The sequence below is a fragment of the Mycolicibacterium brisbanense genome, from assembly GCF_001570425.1.
Classification (GTDB): Bacteria; Actinomycetota; Actinomycetes; order Mycobacteriales; family Mycobacteriaceae; genus Mycobacterium; species Mycobacterium brisbanense.
This window is the reverse complement of the sequence record NZ_BCSX01000004.1, coordinates 1-14,050: the sequence shown is the minus strand read 5'-3', so window position 1 is coordinate 14,050 and position 14,050 is coordinate 1. Positions and strand designations below refer to the sequence as shown.

The following is a 14,050-nucleotide window of genomic DNA, read 5'->3' as shown; positions in this document are numbered from 1 at the left end:
CGCAACACTGGGCAGCGCGGCCCGGGGCGATTAGTCAACAAGGGTGACCTTCACGACGACCGCCCCGGCCGCGCAGCCCGCCGCGTCGCCTGCCGACCCGAGGATCGTGCGGACTGCGCTGCTGGCCAGCCTGCTCGGAACGACCATCGAGTGGTACGACTTCTTCCTCTACGCCACTGCCGCGAGCCTGGTGTTCAACCATGCGTTCTTTCCCGACCAGAGCTCCTTCGTCGGGACCATGCTGGCGTTCGCGACATTCGCGGTCGGCTTCGTGGTGCGCCCGATCGGCGGCTTCGTGTTCGGGCACATCGGCGACCGGATCGGCCGCAAGCGCACGCTCGCGCTGACCATGTTGTTGATGGGCGGCGCCACCGCATTGATGGGTGTGCTGCCGACGGCAGCGCAGATCGGGGTGCTGGCACCGGCGCTGCTGCTGGCGCTGCGCGTCGTGCAGGGTTTCGCCCTCGGCGGCGAGTGGGCCGGCGCGGTGCTGCTGGCCGTCGAACACAGTCCGCGCAACCGTCGCGGGCTGTTCGGCAGCATTCCCCAGATCGGGCTGGCGCTGGGCCTGGCACTGGGTACCGGCGTGTTCGTGGTGCTGCAGCTGGCCCTGTCGCCGGAGGCTTTCCTGGCCTACGGGTGGCGCATCGCCTTTCTGATCAGCATTGCGCTGGTGATCTTCGGCGTGGTGGTGCGATTCCGCGTGGCGGAGACGCCGGCCTTCGAGAGGATCCGTGCCGAGGACGACCGCTCGGCGGTCCCCGTACGGGAGATCTTCCGGCCGCCGACGCTGCGGTCGACGATCCTCGGCCTGCTGTCGCGGTGGGGCGAGGGCGCCGCGTTCAACACCTGGGGTGTGTTCACCATCGCGTACGCCACCACCACGCTGCACCTGGGCAAGGTGCCGGTGCTGATCGTGGTCACCATCTCGGCGTTGGTGATGGCGGCGTTGTTACCGGTGTCGGGTCATCTGGCCGACCGGTTCGGTGCCCGCACGATGTACGCCACCGGGATCGCCGCCTACGGTCTCGTGGTGTTCCCGGCGTTCGCACTGTTCGGCACTCGCAGCATCCTGGCCTACTCGGCGGCAATGCTGTTGGCGTTCGGCGTGATTCACGCGTGGTTCTACGGCGCCCAGGGCACGCTGTACGCATCTCTGTTCCCGACGCGCACCCGCTACACCGGGTTGTCGACGGTGTATCAGCTCTCCGGGGTGTACGCGTCGGGTCTGACGCCGCTGATCCTGACAGCGCTCATCGCCGCGGGCGGGGGTAAGCCCTGGTACGCCTGCGGGTATCTGGTCGCCACCGCCGCGGTCAGCGTCGTCGCGACGCTGTTGCTGCGGCCGCGGTACTAACGCGTGAGCACCACCGGGCCCGCGTCGGTGATCGCGATGGTGTTCTCGGTGTGCGCGGTGCGCGATCCGTCGGCCGAGCGGATGGTCCACCCGTCGCGGTCGTAGACGATGCGGTTGGTGGTGCGGGCGAGCCACGGCTCCAGCGCGAGTGTCATACCTGCCCGTAGCCGCATGCCGCGCCCGGGCTTGCCGTTGTTCGGCACGTGCGGATCTTCGTGCATGGTCCTGCCGAGGCCGTGGCCGCCGAATTGGAGATTGACGGAGTAGCCGTAGGCCGCGACGACGGCGCCGATGGCCGCGGAGATGTCGCCGAGCCGCCCGCCGGGCCGTGCCGCCGCTGTGCCCGCCGCGAGCGCCTCCTCGGTCGCGCGGATCAACCGCACGTCCTCATCGGCAGGTGTGCCGACGATCACCGTGCGTGCCGCGTCGGCGACCCAGCCGTCGATGGAGACCGCGAAGTCCATGCTCAACACGTCGCCGTCGCGCAGCGCGTAGTTGAAGGGAAGTCCGTGCAGCACAGCGTCATTCACCGACAGGCAGATCACGTTGCGGAAGGGCCCCGACCCGAACGACGGGTCGTAATCCCAGTAGCAGGACTGCGCGCCGCGACGCTTGACCATGTCGCGGGCGTGATGTTCCAGGTCGAGCAGGTTCACGCCGACCTCCGCCAGCCCGCCGAGTTCGGTGAGCACCTGGGCCACGAAGCGGCCGGTGGTCCGCATCTTCTCAATCTCGTCGTCGGTCTTGAGTTCGATCACGTCATCACTCCTTGCGCGGTATTTAAATACCAAGACTAGCGGTATACAAATACCGGCGCTACCGTGGTGGCGTGGTCCGTACGCCGCTGAGTCCCGAGCAAGTCGCCGCAGGCCGCCGCCTCGGCGCGGCATTGCGCGCCGCCAGGGGCGCCCGCACTCTCGAAGACGTCGCGCGCGGCGCAGGCATCTCCCCCGAAACGCTGCGCAAGATCGAAACCGGTCGCTTGCCCTCCCCCGCATTCGGCACCATCGTCGGACTCAGCGATGTCCTCGATCTGCCGCTGCAGGCCCTCGCCGAAGTGTGGCGGCCCGTGACCGCTGCCGCGTCGTAGTTGTTTGCTCGTCACATATCAGTGAATTTCCGATCAGGTTCGGGATAACGTCCGACCGCGGCGGTTGGCCATTTCGATCCGCCGGAAATGCCGCGCAGGCGATGCGGCTCGGCTTGTGGATGCGGCGATCCGGTGGTACGAACTCCCTACTGGCCACCGTGACACACCGCTCCAGATCGTAAATCGCTGTGAATCATGGCCATTCCGTAGCACCAGGAGACGACGACCCGGGGGATCACCGTGCCGACACGGCTGTGAATGCGAACGCCTAGACAAGGCTGGACTCATTTCCTATCTGGCGATTGCCAATGTCTTGTGACGCGGTTGCGAGACGGCACGGCCAGACACCTCGAGCAATGGAGCGGTTTGCGTGAAAAGCTTTGCCGGAAAGGTCGCTGTCGTCACTGGCGCCGGCTCAGGAATCGGACAGGCACTGGCCGTCGAATTGGCCCGTGCGGGCGCCAGACTCGCCATCAGCGACGTCGACATCGACGGTCTGGCCGACACCGAGAGACGGCTCAAAGCAATCGGCGCACCCGTCAAGGCCGACCACCTCGACGTCACCGAACGTGAGGCGTTCCTGGCCTATGCCGACGAGGTCAAGGATCACTTCGGCGCGGTGAACCAGATCTACAACAATGCGGGCATCGGATACGCCGGCGATGTCCAGGTCGCCCGGTTCAAGGACATCGAACGGGTCATGGACGTCAACTTCTGGGGCGTCGTCAACGGCACCAAGGCCTTCCTGCCCCACCTGATCGCCTCGGGCGACGGCCACATCATCAACGTGTCGAGCGTCTTCGGGTTGTTCTCGCTGCCCGGGCAGGCCGCCTACAACTCGGCCAAGTTCGCCGTACGCGGGTTCACCGAGGCCCTGCGCCAGGAGATGATGCTGGCCGAGCATCCCGTCAAGGTCACCGCCGTGCACCCCGGCGGTATCAAGACTGCCATCGCGCGCAACGCCATCATGGCCGACGGTATCGACGCCGACGAGGTGGCCGACAACTTCGACAAGCAATTCGCCAGGACAACCCCACAGCGCGCGGCGCAGGTCATCCTCGACGGCGTGCACAAGGACAAGGCCCGCGTATTGGTAGGCCCCGACGCGAAATTCCTCGACCTCGTCGTGCGAGTCACCGGATCGGGCTATCAGCGCATGTTCACGACTTTCCTGAAGCTGACCGCGAGAAAGCCGGCCGAATTACGCGGAACCGCGGGTACCGGCTAATCTCGACACCAGTCAAACGACACAAGGGAGTGCGCATGGAAGGCTTTGCCGGAAAGGTCGCCGTGGTGACCGGTGCGGGGTCGGGTATCGGACAGGCACTGGCCATCGAACTCGGGCGCTCGGGAGCCAAGGTCGCCATCAGCGACGTCGACACCGAAGGACTCGCCGTCACCGAGGAGCGGCTCAAGGCCATCGGCGCGCCGGTCAAGGCCGACCGGCTCGATGTCACCGAGCGCGAGGCCTTCGAGCTGTACGCGAACGCGGTCGTCGAGCACTTTGGCAAGGTCAACCAGATTTACAACAACGCGGGCATCGCCTTCACCGGCGACATCGAGGTCAGCAGCTACAAAGACATCGAGCGCGTGATGGACGTCGACTTCTGGGGCGTCGTCAACGGCACCAAGGCGTTCCTGCCGCACCTGATCGCCTCCGGTGACGGACACGTGATCAACGTCTCCAGCCTCTTCGGGCTGTTCGCGGTGCCCGGCCAGGCCGCATACAACTCGGCGAAGTTCGCCGTGCGCGGGTTCACCGAGGCCCTCCGGCAGGAGATGGCGCTGGCCAAGCGCCCGGTCAAGGTCACCGCCGTGCACCCGGGCGGCATCAAGACCGCCATCGCCCGCAACGCGACCGCAGCCGAGGGTCTCGACCCGCAGGAACTGGCCAAGGTGTTCGACAAGAAGCTGGCCAACACCACGCCGCAGCGGGCCGCCAAGATCATCCTGGAGGCCGTGCGCAAGGACAAGGCCCGGGTACTCGTCGGCCCGGACGCCAAGCTGCTCGACATCGTCGTGCGCATCACGGGCTCGGGCTACCAGCGGTTGTTCTCCACCGCCATGAGCCGCATCCTGCCCTACTGATCGGCTAGTGGCCGAGCGGGTTGGCCTGCAGGAAGGCGTCGGCGACCGCGCGCGGGTCGGCGCCTTCGGCCACCTGCCGAAGCATGTCCGCCAGTGATCCGGTGTCCAGCACGCCCGCAATTTCGTTGACCGCCAGGATCTGGCGTTCGTTCAGCACGTTGCGCCGGTAGAGCGGCACCACGTTCTCCGCGCGGATCATCGCGGTGCGGTCGGCGAGCACCACCACCTGCGCCGGGTTGGCCGGGTCGGCGGTGGTGGTCCACGCCGCGTTGATCTTCCCCGCCTCAAGAGCCGCGAAAAGACTTGCGCGATCGGCGAATTCGACGGGTTTCGGCAGGCGGCAGGTACCTATCAGGGCAGGGACGGCTGCGCCTTTGAGCGCCCCGGGCATCACCTTGGCGCAGTTGCGGCGCAGCGCGGACAGGTCTTTCCCACCCCATGCGGACGCGGTCCGTTCCGTCACCGCGACGGCGGGCTTGTCCTGGGCCGACATGGTGTAGTCCCCGGCGGCGACGCCCTCGGGCAACGCCGAGAGCAGGTCGCGATAGACCTGCTCATCGGAGTGCGCCGCTGCGCCCGGCGCGAACGTCTCCAGCAGCTGTCCGGTGAACCCGGGCAACACGGTCACCGAACCGGAGTCCAGTGCGCCCAGCGCCTCCTTGGTCGGGGTGACCTCGGCGGGGGTGCCGTAATAGCGCAGCGCGGCCGCGTACAACTGGCCGATCAGCGCGTATTCCGGTGTCATGCCCGCCGCGACGGCCATCGGGGCAGGTGGCGGATGGGAGCTGCAGCCGGCCATCAGCAGGACGACCGCCAGCGCCAGTACCAGTCGACGACGCACGGGCAGGGTCAGTCTCCCGATGCGGCCGCCACTGCCGCGGCCACCGCGGGACCGACCCGGGGATCGAGCGCACTCGGCACGATGTGATCGGCAGCCAGATCGTCCCCGACCACCGAGTGGATGGCCTCGGCGGCGGCCACCTTCATCTTCTCGGTGATCCGGCGCGCACCGGCGTCGAGCGCACCACGGAACACTCCCGGGAACGCCAGCACGTTGTTGATCTGGTTGGGGAAATCGCTACGGCCCGTCGCGACGATCGCGGCGTGCTTGCGCGCCGCATCGGGATGGATCTCCGGATCCGGGTTGGACAGGGCGAACACGATGCCGCCCGGGGCCATCGTGGCGATGAGCTCCTCGGGCACGATGCCTGCCGACACTCCGAGGAACATGTCGGCGCCGTCGAGCGCCTCGGCGATGCCGCCGGTGAGGCCGCGCGGGTTGGTACGCCCCGCCAGCTCGGCCTTGAAGGAGTTCATGCCTTCGCGGTCGGCGTGAACGATGCCCTGCGAATCCAGCACGGTGATGTCGGCGATGCCCTTGGCGAGCAGCATGTTGGTGCACGCCACCCCGGCCGCACCGGCGCCCGAGACGACGACCCGCAAGTTGTGCATGTCGCGCTCGAGCACCTTGGCGGCGCCCAGCAGCGCGGCCAGCACCACGATGGCGGTGCCGTGCTGGTCATCGTGCATGACCGGGCAGTCGAGCGCCTCGATGACGCGGCGCTCGACCTCGAAACACCTGGGTGCCGAGATGTCCTCCAGGTTGACCGCGCCGAACGTCGGGCGCAGCCGGATCAGGGTCTCGACGATCTCGTCGGGATCCTTCGTGTCCAGCACGATGGGAATGGAATTCAGCCCGCCGAAGGACTTGAAGAGCGCGCTCTTGCCCTCCATCACCGGCAGCGACGCCGCGGGGCCGATGTCGCCGAGGCCCAGCACCGCGGTGCCGTCGCTGACGACGGCGACCAGACGGTTGGCCCACGTGTACTTGGCGGCCAGCGTGTGATCGGTAGCGATGGCCCGGCTGACCTGGGCGACGCCAGGGGTGTAGGCGATCGACAAGGCCCGCTGCGTGTCCAGCGGCGAATTGAGCTCGACGGAGAGCTTGCCGCCTTCGTGAGCAGTAAAGATCTCGGAATCTTCGACGACAACCTGGGGTGTGTGCGCCGTCGCGGAGTCCTCACGCGATGAAGCGACAGTACTTTCCGACACGGCGCCAGGGTACTTCACAGACCAATCTCACAGGGTCGAGTTCCCCTCTCGTGAGCTCTCGGTAACAGGTTGGGCGCGTACGATGCAACAGGCCCGATCGGGTGCCGGTCACAGCTGATGGGAGGCCCAGCGAATGCCCTCGTTCCGCGCGCTACCGCCGTCGCTGCTCCGCCCGGCCGCGCGGGTCAAACCGCCGGTCACCGACGCCAAATCCATCCACGTTCCCGTCGCGCGGGCCATGGTCGACTGCGGTGTGTACTGCGAGGGCGAGAGGTTGCCCGGCAAGTACACCCACGCGGCCGCGCAGGCCAAGGTGCGCGAGCTGGAGAGTGTCGGGAAGAAGGCGTTCGCGTGGGTCGGCCTGCACGAGCCCGACGAGCACCAGATGCAGTCCGTCGCAGACGTTTTCGGGTTGCACGAGCTCGCGGTCGAGGACGCGGTGCACGCCCATCAGCGCCCCAAGCTGGAGCGCTACGACAAGACGCTGTTCCTGGTGATCAAGACCGTCAACTACGTCGAGCACGCCTCGGTGGCCAACGCCCGCGAAATCGTCGAGACCGGCGAGATCATGATCTTCGTCGGACCGGATTTCGTGGTGACCGTCCGGCACGGGGAACACGGTGGGCTGGCCAGCGTGCGCAAACGTCTCGACGCCTCGCCTGCCATCCTGACGCTGGGGCCGTTCGCCGTCATGCACGCCATCGCCGACCACGTGGTGGACCATTACCTGCACGTCACCGACCTGATGGAAACCGACATCGACGTCATGGAGGAGAACGTCTTCTCCCCCGACACCCCGACCAACATCGAGTGCATCTACCTGCTCAAGCGGGAGGTCGTCGAACTGCGCCGCGCCGTCGGGCCGCTGACGCTGGCCCTGCAGCGGCTGCTCACCGACCACAATGACGTCATCTCCGTGGAAGTGCGCCGCTACATGCGCGACGTCAACGACCACACCATCCAGGCGTCGGAACGGATCTCCAGCTACGACGAAATGCTCAGCTCGCTGGTGCAGGCCGCCCTCGGCAAGGTCGCGATGCAGCAGAACGTCGACATGCGCAAGATCTCGGCATGGGTTGCCATCGCGGCGGTACCGACTGCGCTGGCAGGCATCTACGGCATGAACTTCGACAATATGCCCGAATTACATTGGGTCTGGGGCTATCCCGCGGTTCTCACCCTGATGCTCACGGTGTGCCTGGTGTTGCACCGCACCTTCCGGAAGAACGACTGGCTCTGACCTTCAGGTGGGGTTGGCGGCCCTGCGGGCGGGATTCAGCACGTCCACCCCGTCGGTCTGCCACGCCTCACGCATCGCGTCGGCACCTTTGAGCCGCACCCATGCCGCCTCTGTCGCGGTGATCGGGGTCGCGGCAAGAACATTCACCGCAGCCAGCGGATCCGGCAACGCGATCTCACCGATATCGCTCGGAGACAACAGGAAAGCGGTGAACGGCGCACCGGCGAACAACGGTGTCTCCAGGTCGATCAGGGCATCAGCCTCAAGCACCAGGCCCTCGACCGCAGGCGCCGCGGCGAGGATCGCCAGTGACCGGGCCAGCCCGGTCGGCGTCGGCCCGCGCAGCGATACCGTCACCTCGGCCCGCGGGCCGTGGATCGGGTCGGCCACGAATTCCGTGGGGTCGAACATCGGGTGGCGCGAACAGCCCAGCGTCACATAGTGGTACACGGTCTCGTCGGCCGGGTCGGGGCCGAAGCGCAGCACCTCGATGCGCTCGGTGCCCAGGAATGTGACGCTCGCACTGACCGGTTCGGCGGTGATACCCGCGGCTGCGAAGTGTTCATCGAGGCCGGTCCGCACGGCCGCCAGGACGTCGGTCACTCGGCTTTGGGCTCGGACGGCGCCGCGGCATTCTCCTCGGCGTCGTCGGCAGGTTCTGCTGATTCGTCGGGATCGGTCTCAGATGCCTCGGGCTCAGATGCCTCGGGTTCAGGCTCGGGCTCGGGCGCCGCCTCGGGCGTCTCGGGTTCCGGTGTCTCCTCTGGTTCGATCGCCCGGGTCAGGTTCAGGCCCGAGTCGGCATCGAAGATCACCAGTTTCGACGTGTCGAACGCCAGCTCGATCTGCTGACCCGCCGTCGCTCGGGATTCCGCGGAAACCCTTGCGACGAACTCGTTTTCGCCTGCTCCAGAATCGGCGACCAGCTCGGCCAACTGCGCCGCGCGGGCACTGCCGCCGTCGATGGTGAAGTGGATGTACTTTTCCGAACCCAGCGACTCGACGATGTCGGCGCGCACGGCGAAGCTCAGTGCCCGGATCCTGGCGTACCCGTCAAGCAGCGACGCATCCTCCAGATGCTCGGGCCGGATCCCGACAATGATGTTGTCCGGCTTGGGCGCTCGGGCCAGCAACTCGTGCACGTCCGGGCTCAGCGTCACATCGCCGAACGGCAACCGCACCCCGACATCGGTGAACGTCGCCGGGAAGAAGTTCATCGCAGGCGATCCGATGAAGCCTGCCACGAACAGGTTGACCGGGTTCTTGTACAGCTCGTCGGGGGTACCGATCTGCTGCACCACACCGGCCAGCATCACGACCACCCGGTCCCCCAGCGTCATCGCCTCGGTCTGATCGTGAGTGACGTACACCGTCGTGGTGCCCAGCCTGCTCTGCAACCGCGAGATCTCCGCACGCATCTGCACCCGCAGTTTGGCATCCAGGTTGGAGAGCGGCTCGTCCATCAGGAAAGCCTTGGGGCTGCGGACAATTGCCCGCCCCATCGCCACCCGCTGACGCTGCCCGCCGGACAGCTGGGCCGGTTTGCGGTCCAGCAGTTCGGTGAGGTCGAGGATCTTGGCGGTCTCCTCGACCTTCGCCGCGATCTCGTCCTTCTTCATCTTGGCCAGCGTGAGCGGGAAGGCGATGTTCTGCCGCACCGTCATATGCGGGTACAGCGCGTAGGACTGGAACACCATCGCGATGTCGCGGTCCTTGGGTGCCTTCTCGTTGACCCGTTCCCCGCCGATGCTCAGCTCGCCCGACGTGATGTCCTCGAGCCCGGCGATCATGTTCAGCGTGGTGGATTTTCCGCACCCGGACGGCCCGACCAAGATGATGAATTCGCCGTCGGCGATGGTCATGGACAGTTCTTTGACGGCTTCCCGGACACTGCCTGCGCCGTCGGGGTAACTCTTGGTCACCCGGTCCAACACAATCTCGGCCATCCAACTACCCCTTTACCGCACCGGAGGTCAGCCCAGCGACGATGCGCCGCTGGAAAATCAGAACGAAGACAATGATCGGGATGGTGATGACCATGGCGCCCGCCGCGATGGAACCCGTCGGCTCCTCGAATTGCGAACTGCCGGTGAAGTTCGCGATGGCCACCGGCGCCGTGATGGCACGTTGGGTCGCGGTCAGCGACAGGGCCAGCAGCAGGTCGTTCCACGCGAAGATGAACACCAGAATGGCCGCGGTGACGATGCCCGGCGCCGCCAGCGGGGCGATGACTTTGCGGAATGCCTGCGACGGCGTGGCACCGTCCATCTTCGCGGCCTTCTCCAGATCCCATGGGATCTCCCGGAAGAACGCCGAGAGCGTGTAGATCGCCAGCGGCAGCGCGAAGGTGATGTAGGGGATGATCAGGCCCGGCCAGGTGTCGAACAGGCCGAGCCGGCGCTCGATGTTGAAAAGCGGTGTCACCAGCGAGATCTGCGGAAACATGGCGATCAGCAGAGCGACGCCGACCAGCAATCGCTTACCCGGGAACGCCAGCCGGGCCACGGCGTAGGCCGCCATGGCACCCACCACCACCGCGATCACCGTGGTGATCAAGCCGATGCCGATCGAGTTGACCAGCGCCGAGCTGAAGATGTCGCCGGTGAAGATGCCCTTGTAGTTGGCGAAGGTGATCTGCGTCGGAATCAGCTTGCCGTCCTTGACCGTTGACGTCGGCTTCAACGACAGCGACAGGATCCACAACACCGGGAACAACGCGTAGAGGATCACCAGGGCGTCGACCACCACCCATCCCGTCGCGCGGCGCGCACCGACCCGTTCAGCCATATCAGCGGCCCTCCGCGTCCGACCCCGGCGCCGACGCCCCGAAGATCTTGATGTAGATGAACGCGATGATCGCGACCGAGGCGAAGATCAACACGCTGATGGCCGAACCCAATCCGAGGTTGAAGGCCTTGAACAGGTTGTCGTATCCCAGGATCGACACCGACCCGGTGTTGTTGGCCCCACCGGTCAGCACATAGATGTTGTCGAAGATCCGGAACGCGTCGAGAGTGCGGAACAGCAACGCAACCAGGATGGCCGGTTTCATCAGCGGCAGAATCACTTTGACCAACCGCTGCCATGCCCCCGCGCCGTCGACCTGGGCGGCGTTGAGCAGTTCCTGCGGCACCAGGGCCAGCCCGGCCAACAGCAACAGTGCCATGAACGGCGTGGTCTTCCAGACCTCGGCCAGCACCACGATGGCCAGCGACGGCAGCTGTTCGGTCAACGGCGCGCTGCCGTCGGGCAGCAGGTTCGCCAGATACCCGGTGCCGGGAGTCCATGCGTAGTACCAGCTGTACGACGCCGCGACGGTGACGATGCCGTACGGGATCAGCACGGCGGTCCGCACCACGCCCTTGCCGAAGATGGTGCGGTGCATGACCAACGCCAAGGCCATGCCGAGCACGAACTCGATGGCCACCGACACGACCGTGATCCCCAGCGTCACGGCGAACGCCGTCCACCAATACCGGTCGGTGAGAATCGTGACGTAGTTGTCCACGCCGACGAATGCGGTGTCGCCCGGCGCCGCCAGGTTGTAGCGCTGCAGGCTCAGCCATACCGCGTATCCGATGGGATATGCCGTGACCGCCAGCATGAGGATCACGGCCGGAGCGATGAGCGCATAGGCCAAGCGGCGCTGCGACCGGCGGTCGTCGGTCCGGGTTGTCGGCGCGGTTGCGGTTGACGGGGTCACGGGATCAGCCCCTTGCCGTCGATGGCCTTCTGCACCTGCGTGGTCAACACGTCGGCCGTGCGCTCGGGGTCGATCGCGGTCACCGGGGCCAACGTGGCCGAGATGCGGGTGGACACCGCCTGGTAGACCGGGGTCGCCGGACGCACGGCGGCATCGCTGAGCTGCTCGCGGATGACGGCGTACTGCGGGTACTTCGCCTGGAAGGCGGGGTCGTCGTAGAGGGATTCGCGCACCGCGGGCAGCCCGCCCTCCACCGAGGTGTAGCGCTGGTTGTCGATGTTGCGCAGGCAGCGAATGGCTTCGAAAGCCTCGGCCTTGTGCTGACTGGTGGACGCGACAGCCAGGTTGAGACCACCGATGGTCACCTTGGCCGGTTCGCCGGCCCGGACCCCCGGGTAGTTGGCGAAGCCGAAGACCTTTTTGCTGGCGTCGTAGGCAGCCTCGAACTGTTCGTCGCTGGGTGAGAAGGTGCCGACGTCGTTGATGGCATCGGTCAGGTCGGGACGCTCGTTGAGCGGCAGGAACTTCACCCCACCCTTGACGGCGTTCTCCAACAGAGACGGCAGCACGAACGGCCAGTTCACCTCGAGGGCGGCCTTGCCCTGTTCGAGCGCCAGCCGCGCGGTGCCCTCGTCGGTCTGGGTCACCGACGGATCCGCACCCGGCGCGGTCGCGACCGCCTTCATGATCTGCAACGCCTTCACGGTCGCCGCACGATGCTCGGGCGTGTCGGTGAGGGTGACGGTCTTGCCGTCGTCGGAGAGCACCTGCCCACCCGCACTCGCGAGCAGCGTGTTGAACCACACCACCAGGCCCTCGTACTGCTTTGCCTGCACCGCAATCCAGCTCGGCTTACCGGCCGCGTGCAGGCGCGTCGCCTCGGCCACCATGCCGTCCCAGGTTCGGGGCGGTTCGTCCATCAAATCGGCTCGGTACCACAACAATTGGGTGTTGGTGGTGATGGGTGCGGCGTACAGCTTGCCCTGCCAGCGCGCGGTCTGCAGCGGGCCGGCCAAGGTGTTCTCGGTGGCGTCGGACTCAGCGAGCCCGGCCGGGTCGTCGGACAGCGGTAGCGCCCAACCGGCTTCGGCGAATTCCGCCGTCCACACCACGTCGAGCGCCATCACGTCGAGCGACTTGTCGTTGCCCGTCAGGCGTCGGGCCAGCTGCAGCCGTTGGTCGTCAGCGCCTTTCGGCAGGCTGACCTGTTTGATGGTGAACCGGCCACCGAGCTCGGAGTTGCAGCGTTTGGCCACGGCGGTGAACGTGGCCATCTCGTTTGCCGGGGTGTAGTAGTTGATGACGAGGCCGCTGGCGGGAGCTCCACAGGCGGAGACGGTCGTGACCGCCGTCAACGCGGCCACTGCCGCAGCACACAGCCGCCGAGCGCGCACCGCTGGGCCTCCCGTCACTCCATGTCGCCGCCGCTGCGACTTCGGGCGGGAACCGCCCGCGCGCAAACCGTAGAGCCAAATACGCATGATGTGCAACACTTTCGGCACACGCGCATCACAATCGTGACCTGCAAACTTTGCCACACCGCACATCAGCGGCGGCGCGACGGGCTCAGATCGTCAAGCGCGCCAGCAGATCCCGGCCCTGTTCGGCACTCTGCGGATCGCACAGCACGTCATAGCGGCCGGCGACCAGCTGCATGGTCGAACTGAAATCTCTTGTGCCGCGAGCCATCGCGTACGGGATCGCCGAGGTGATCAGGCCGAAGAACACGCCGGCGATCAGACCCGTCAGCAGGGCACTCCACGGGTTGGGGCTGAAGAAGCCCAGGATCAGGCCGATGAACAGACCCAGCCAGGCGCCCGAAAGCACGCCGCCGCCGAGCACCTTGGGCCAGCTCAACCGGCCCGTCACCCGCTCGACCTGCATCAGGTCGACACCGACCAGCGTCACCTGCTGAACCGGGAATTGTTGGTCGGACAGATAGTCCACCGCACGCTGCGCCTCGGCGTAGGTCGGGTAGGAGCCGATCGGCCACCCTTTGGGCGGTGTGGGCAACGCGCCGCGCAGCGGCGCGCCTGGTGTCGCACCGGCTGCCTGCCCGGGCTGGAATGGGCTGGTCATCGATCTTCACTCTCCTGTCGTGCAGCGACCGATCGGCCTGCTGCTCTTGTTACAGCAACGTCCCCCACCCGCAAAAGGTGCCTGCGATGAGGTGACCTCTACCTTCCACGCCGTGCGCTAGGTTGATCAGCATGACAAACCCGGACGGCCACGCAGGCGAAACACCTGCATCCGAGCCCAGTGCCGTGCCGTCAGAACCATCGTCGAGCGGCTATGAAGCACCTTCGATCGAGCAATCCAAGGATCGGCCGCCTGCCGCAGAAGCGCAACCGTCTTATGGCGCGCCACCCTCGATCGAGGCCAGGCCCGATGCCGGGTACCCGGCCGGCCCGACGTACCCGTCGCCGCCCACCCCGCCGTCGCCCCCTGCGGTCGACTACCCCATGAACTATCCGCCGTACCCGCCGCAGCCCGCGGCATACCCGCCGCCTCCCCCGCCCC

14 protein-coding genes and 1 pseudogene are annotated in these 14,050 nt (G+C 66.6%); 6 read left to right on the top strand and 9 right to left on the bottom strand.

The annotated features are described in order from the left end of the window. Positions 1–103: 103 nt before the first annotated feature. Positions 104–1,357 (top strand): MFS transporter, encoded by a 1,254-nt coding sequence (locus RMCB_RS01360; RefSeq protein ID WP_109784137.1) that lies wholly within the window; start codon positions 104–106, stop codon positions 1,355–1,357. Here the strand turns inward: RMCB_RS01360 and map are convergent. Beyond that, on the bottom strand, positions 1,354–2,115 hold the full coding sequence (gene map, locus RMCB_RS01355; RefSeq protein ID WP_029366618.1) for a type I methionyl aminopeptidase: 762 nt from the start codon (positions 2,113–2,115) through the stop codon (positions 1,354–1,356). The genes RMCB_RS01360 and map overlap by 4 nt on opposite strands. A 71-nt stretch (positions 2,116–2,186) precedes the next feature. On the opposite strand from map, the gene RMCB_RS01350 reads away from it, so the two are divergent. The 3 genes from RMCB_RS01350 to RMCB_RS01340 all read left to right on the top strand — a co-directional run bounded on the left by RMCB_RS01350 (position 2,187) and on the right by RMCB_RS01340 (position 4,535). Then, a complete protein-coding gene (locus RMCB_RS01350; protein ID WP_029366617.1) occupies positions 2,187–2,447 on the top strand; it encodes a helix-turn-helix domain-containing protein in 261 nt (86 codons plus the stop codon). A 370-nt stretch (positions 2,448–2,817) separates the two neighbouring features. Further along, positions 2,818–3,675, top strand: coding sequence for an SDR family NAD(P)-dependent oxidoreductase (locus RMCB_RS01345; protein WP_062827320.1), 858 nt, complete (start codon positions 2,818–2,820; stop codon positions 3,673–3,675). Positions 3,676–3,710: 35 nt separating this feature from the next. Further along, positions 3,711–4,535, top strand: a complete 825-nt coding sequence (locus RMCB_RS01340) for an SDR family NAD(P)-dependent oxidoreductase (RefSeq protein WP_062827319.1) — start codon at positions 3,711–3,713, stop codon at positions 4,533–4,535. Between the two features lie 4 nt (positions 4,536–4,539). Here RMCB_RS01340 and RMCB_RS01335 read toward each other — a convergent pair whose 3' ends face one another. Together RMCB_RS01335 and RMCB_RS01330 are read right to left on the bottom strand one after the other, a co-directional pair. Next, positions 4,540–5,382 (bottom strand): glycine betaine ABC transporter substrate-binding protein, encoded by an 843-nt coding sequence (locus RMCB_RS01335; RefSeq protein ID WP_407662096.1) that lies wholly within the window; start codon positions 5,380–5,382, stop codon positions 4,540–4,542. Between the two features lie 2 nt (positions 5,383–5,384). Further along, a complete protein-coding gene (locus RMCB_RS01330; protein WP_062827318.1) occupies positions 5,385–6,587 on the bottom strand; it encodes an NAD(P)-dependent malic enzyme in 1,203 nt (400 codons plus the stop codon). A gap of 133 nt (positions 6,588–6,720) precedes the next feature. On the opposite strand from RMCB_RS01330, the gene corA reads away from it, so the two are divergent. Further along, on the top strand, positions 6,721–7,827 hold the full coding sequence (gene corA, locus RMCB_RS01325; RefSeq protein ID WP_029366610.1) for a magnesium/cobalt transporter CorA: 1,107 nt from the start codon (positions 6,721–6,723) through the stop codon (positions 7,825–7,827). 3 nt (positions 7,828–7,830) lie between these two features. Here corA and RMCB_RS01320 read toward each other — a convergent pair whose 3' ends face one another. The 6 genes from RMCB_RS01320 to RMCB_RS01295 all read right to left on the bottom strand — a co-directional run bounded on the left by RMCB_RS01320 (position 7,831) and on the right by RMCB_RS01295 (position 13,609). After that, on the bottom strand, positions 7,831–8,430 hold the full coding sequence (locus RMCB_RS01320; protein WP_062827317.1) for a suppressor of fused domain protein: 600 nt from the start codon (positions 8,428–8,430) through the stop codon (positions 7,831–7,833). Beyond that, positions 8,427–9,773: an ABC transporter ATP-binding protein gene (locus RMCB_RS01315; RefSeq protein WP_062827316.1), complete on the bottom strand. Its 1,347-nt coding sequence runs from the start codon at positions 9,771–9,773 to the stop codon at positions 8,427–8,429. The genes RMCB_RS01320 and RMCB_RS01315 overlap by 4 nt, the downstream gene beginning before the upstream one ends. A 4-nt stretch (positions 9,774–9,777) precedes the next feature. Next, the gene (locus RMCB_RS01310; protein WP_062827315.1) at positions 9,778–10,614 is read right to left on the bottom strand and encodes a carbohydrate ABC transporter permease; all 837 of its coding nucleotides are present in this window, start codon (positions 10,612–10,614) and stop codon (positions 9,778–9,780) included. A gap of 1 nt (position 10,615) precedes the next feature. Next, positions 10,616–11,530: a carbohydrate ABC transporter permease gene (locus RMCB_RS01305; protein ID WP_062827314.1), complete on the bottom strand. Its 915-nt coding sequence runs from the start codon at positions 11,528–11,530 to the stop codon at positions 10,616–10,618. After that, positions 11,527–12,924, bottom strand: coding sequence for an ABC transporter substrate-binding protein (locus RMCB_RS01300; protein WP_029366604.1), 1,398 nt, complete (start codon positions 12,922–12,924; stop codon positions 11,527–11,529). The genes RMCB_RS01305 and RMCB_RS01300 overlap by 4 nt, the downstream gene beginning before the upstream one ends. 172 nt (positions 12,925–13,096) lie before the next feature. After that, a complete protein-coding gene (locus tag RMCB_RS01295) occupies positions 13,097–13,609 on the bottom strand; it encodes a YflT domain-containing protein (RefSeq protein WP_029366602.1) in 513 nt (170 codons plus the stop codon). Between the two features lie 131 nt (positions 13,610–13,740). On the opposite strand from RMCB_RS01295, the pseudogene RMCB_RS36790 reads away from it, so the two are divergent. Then, positions 13,741–14,050 (top strand): annotated as a pseudogene (locus RMCB_RS36790) (DUF4190 domain-containing protein); the annotation flags it as partial.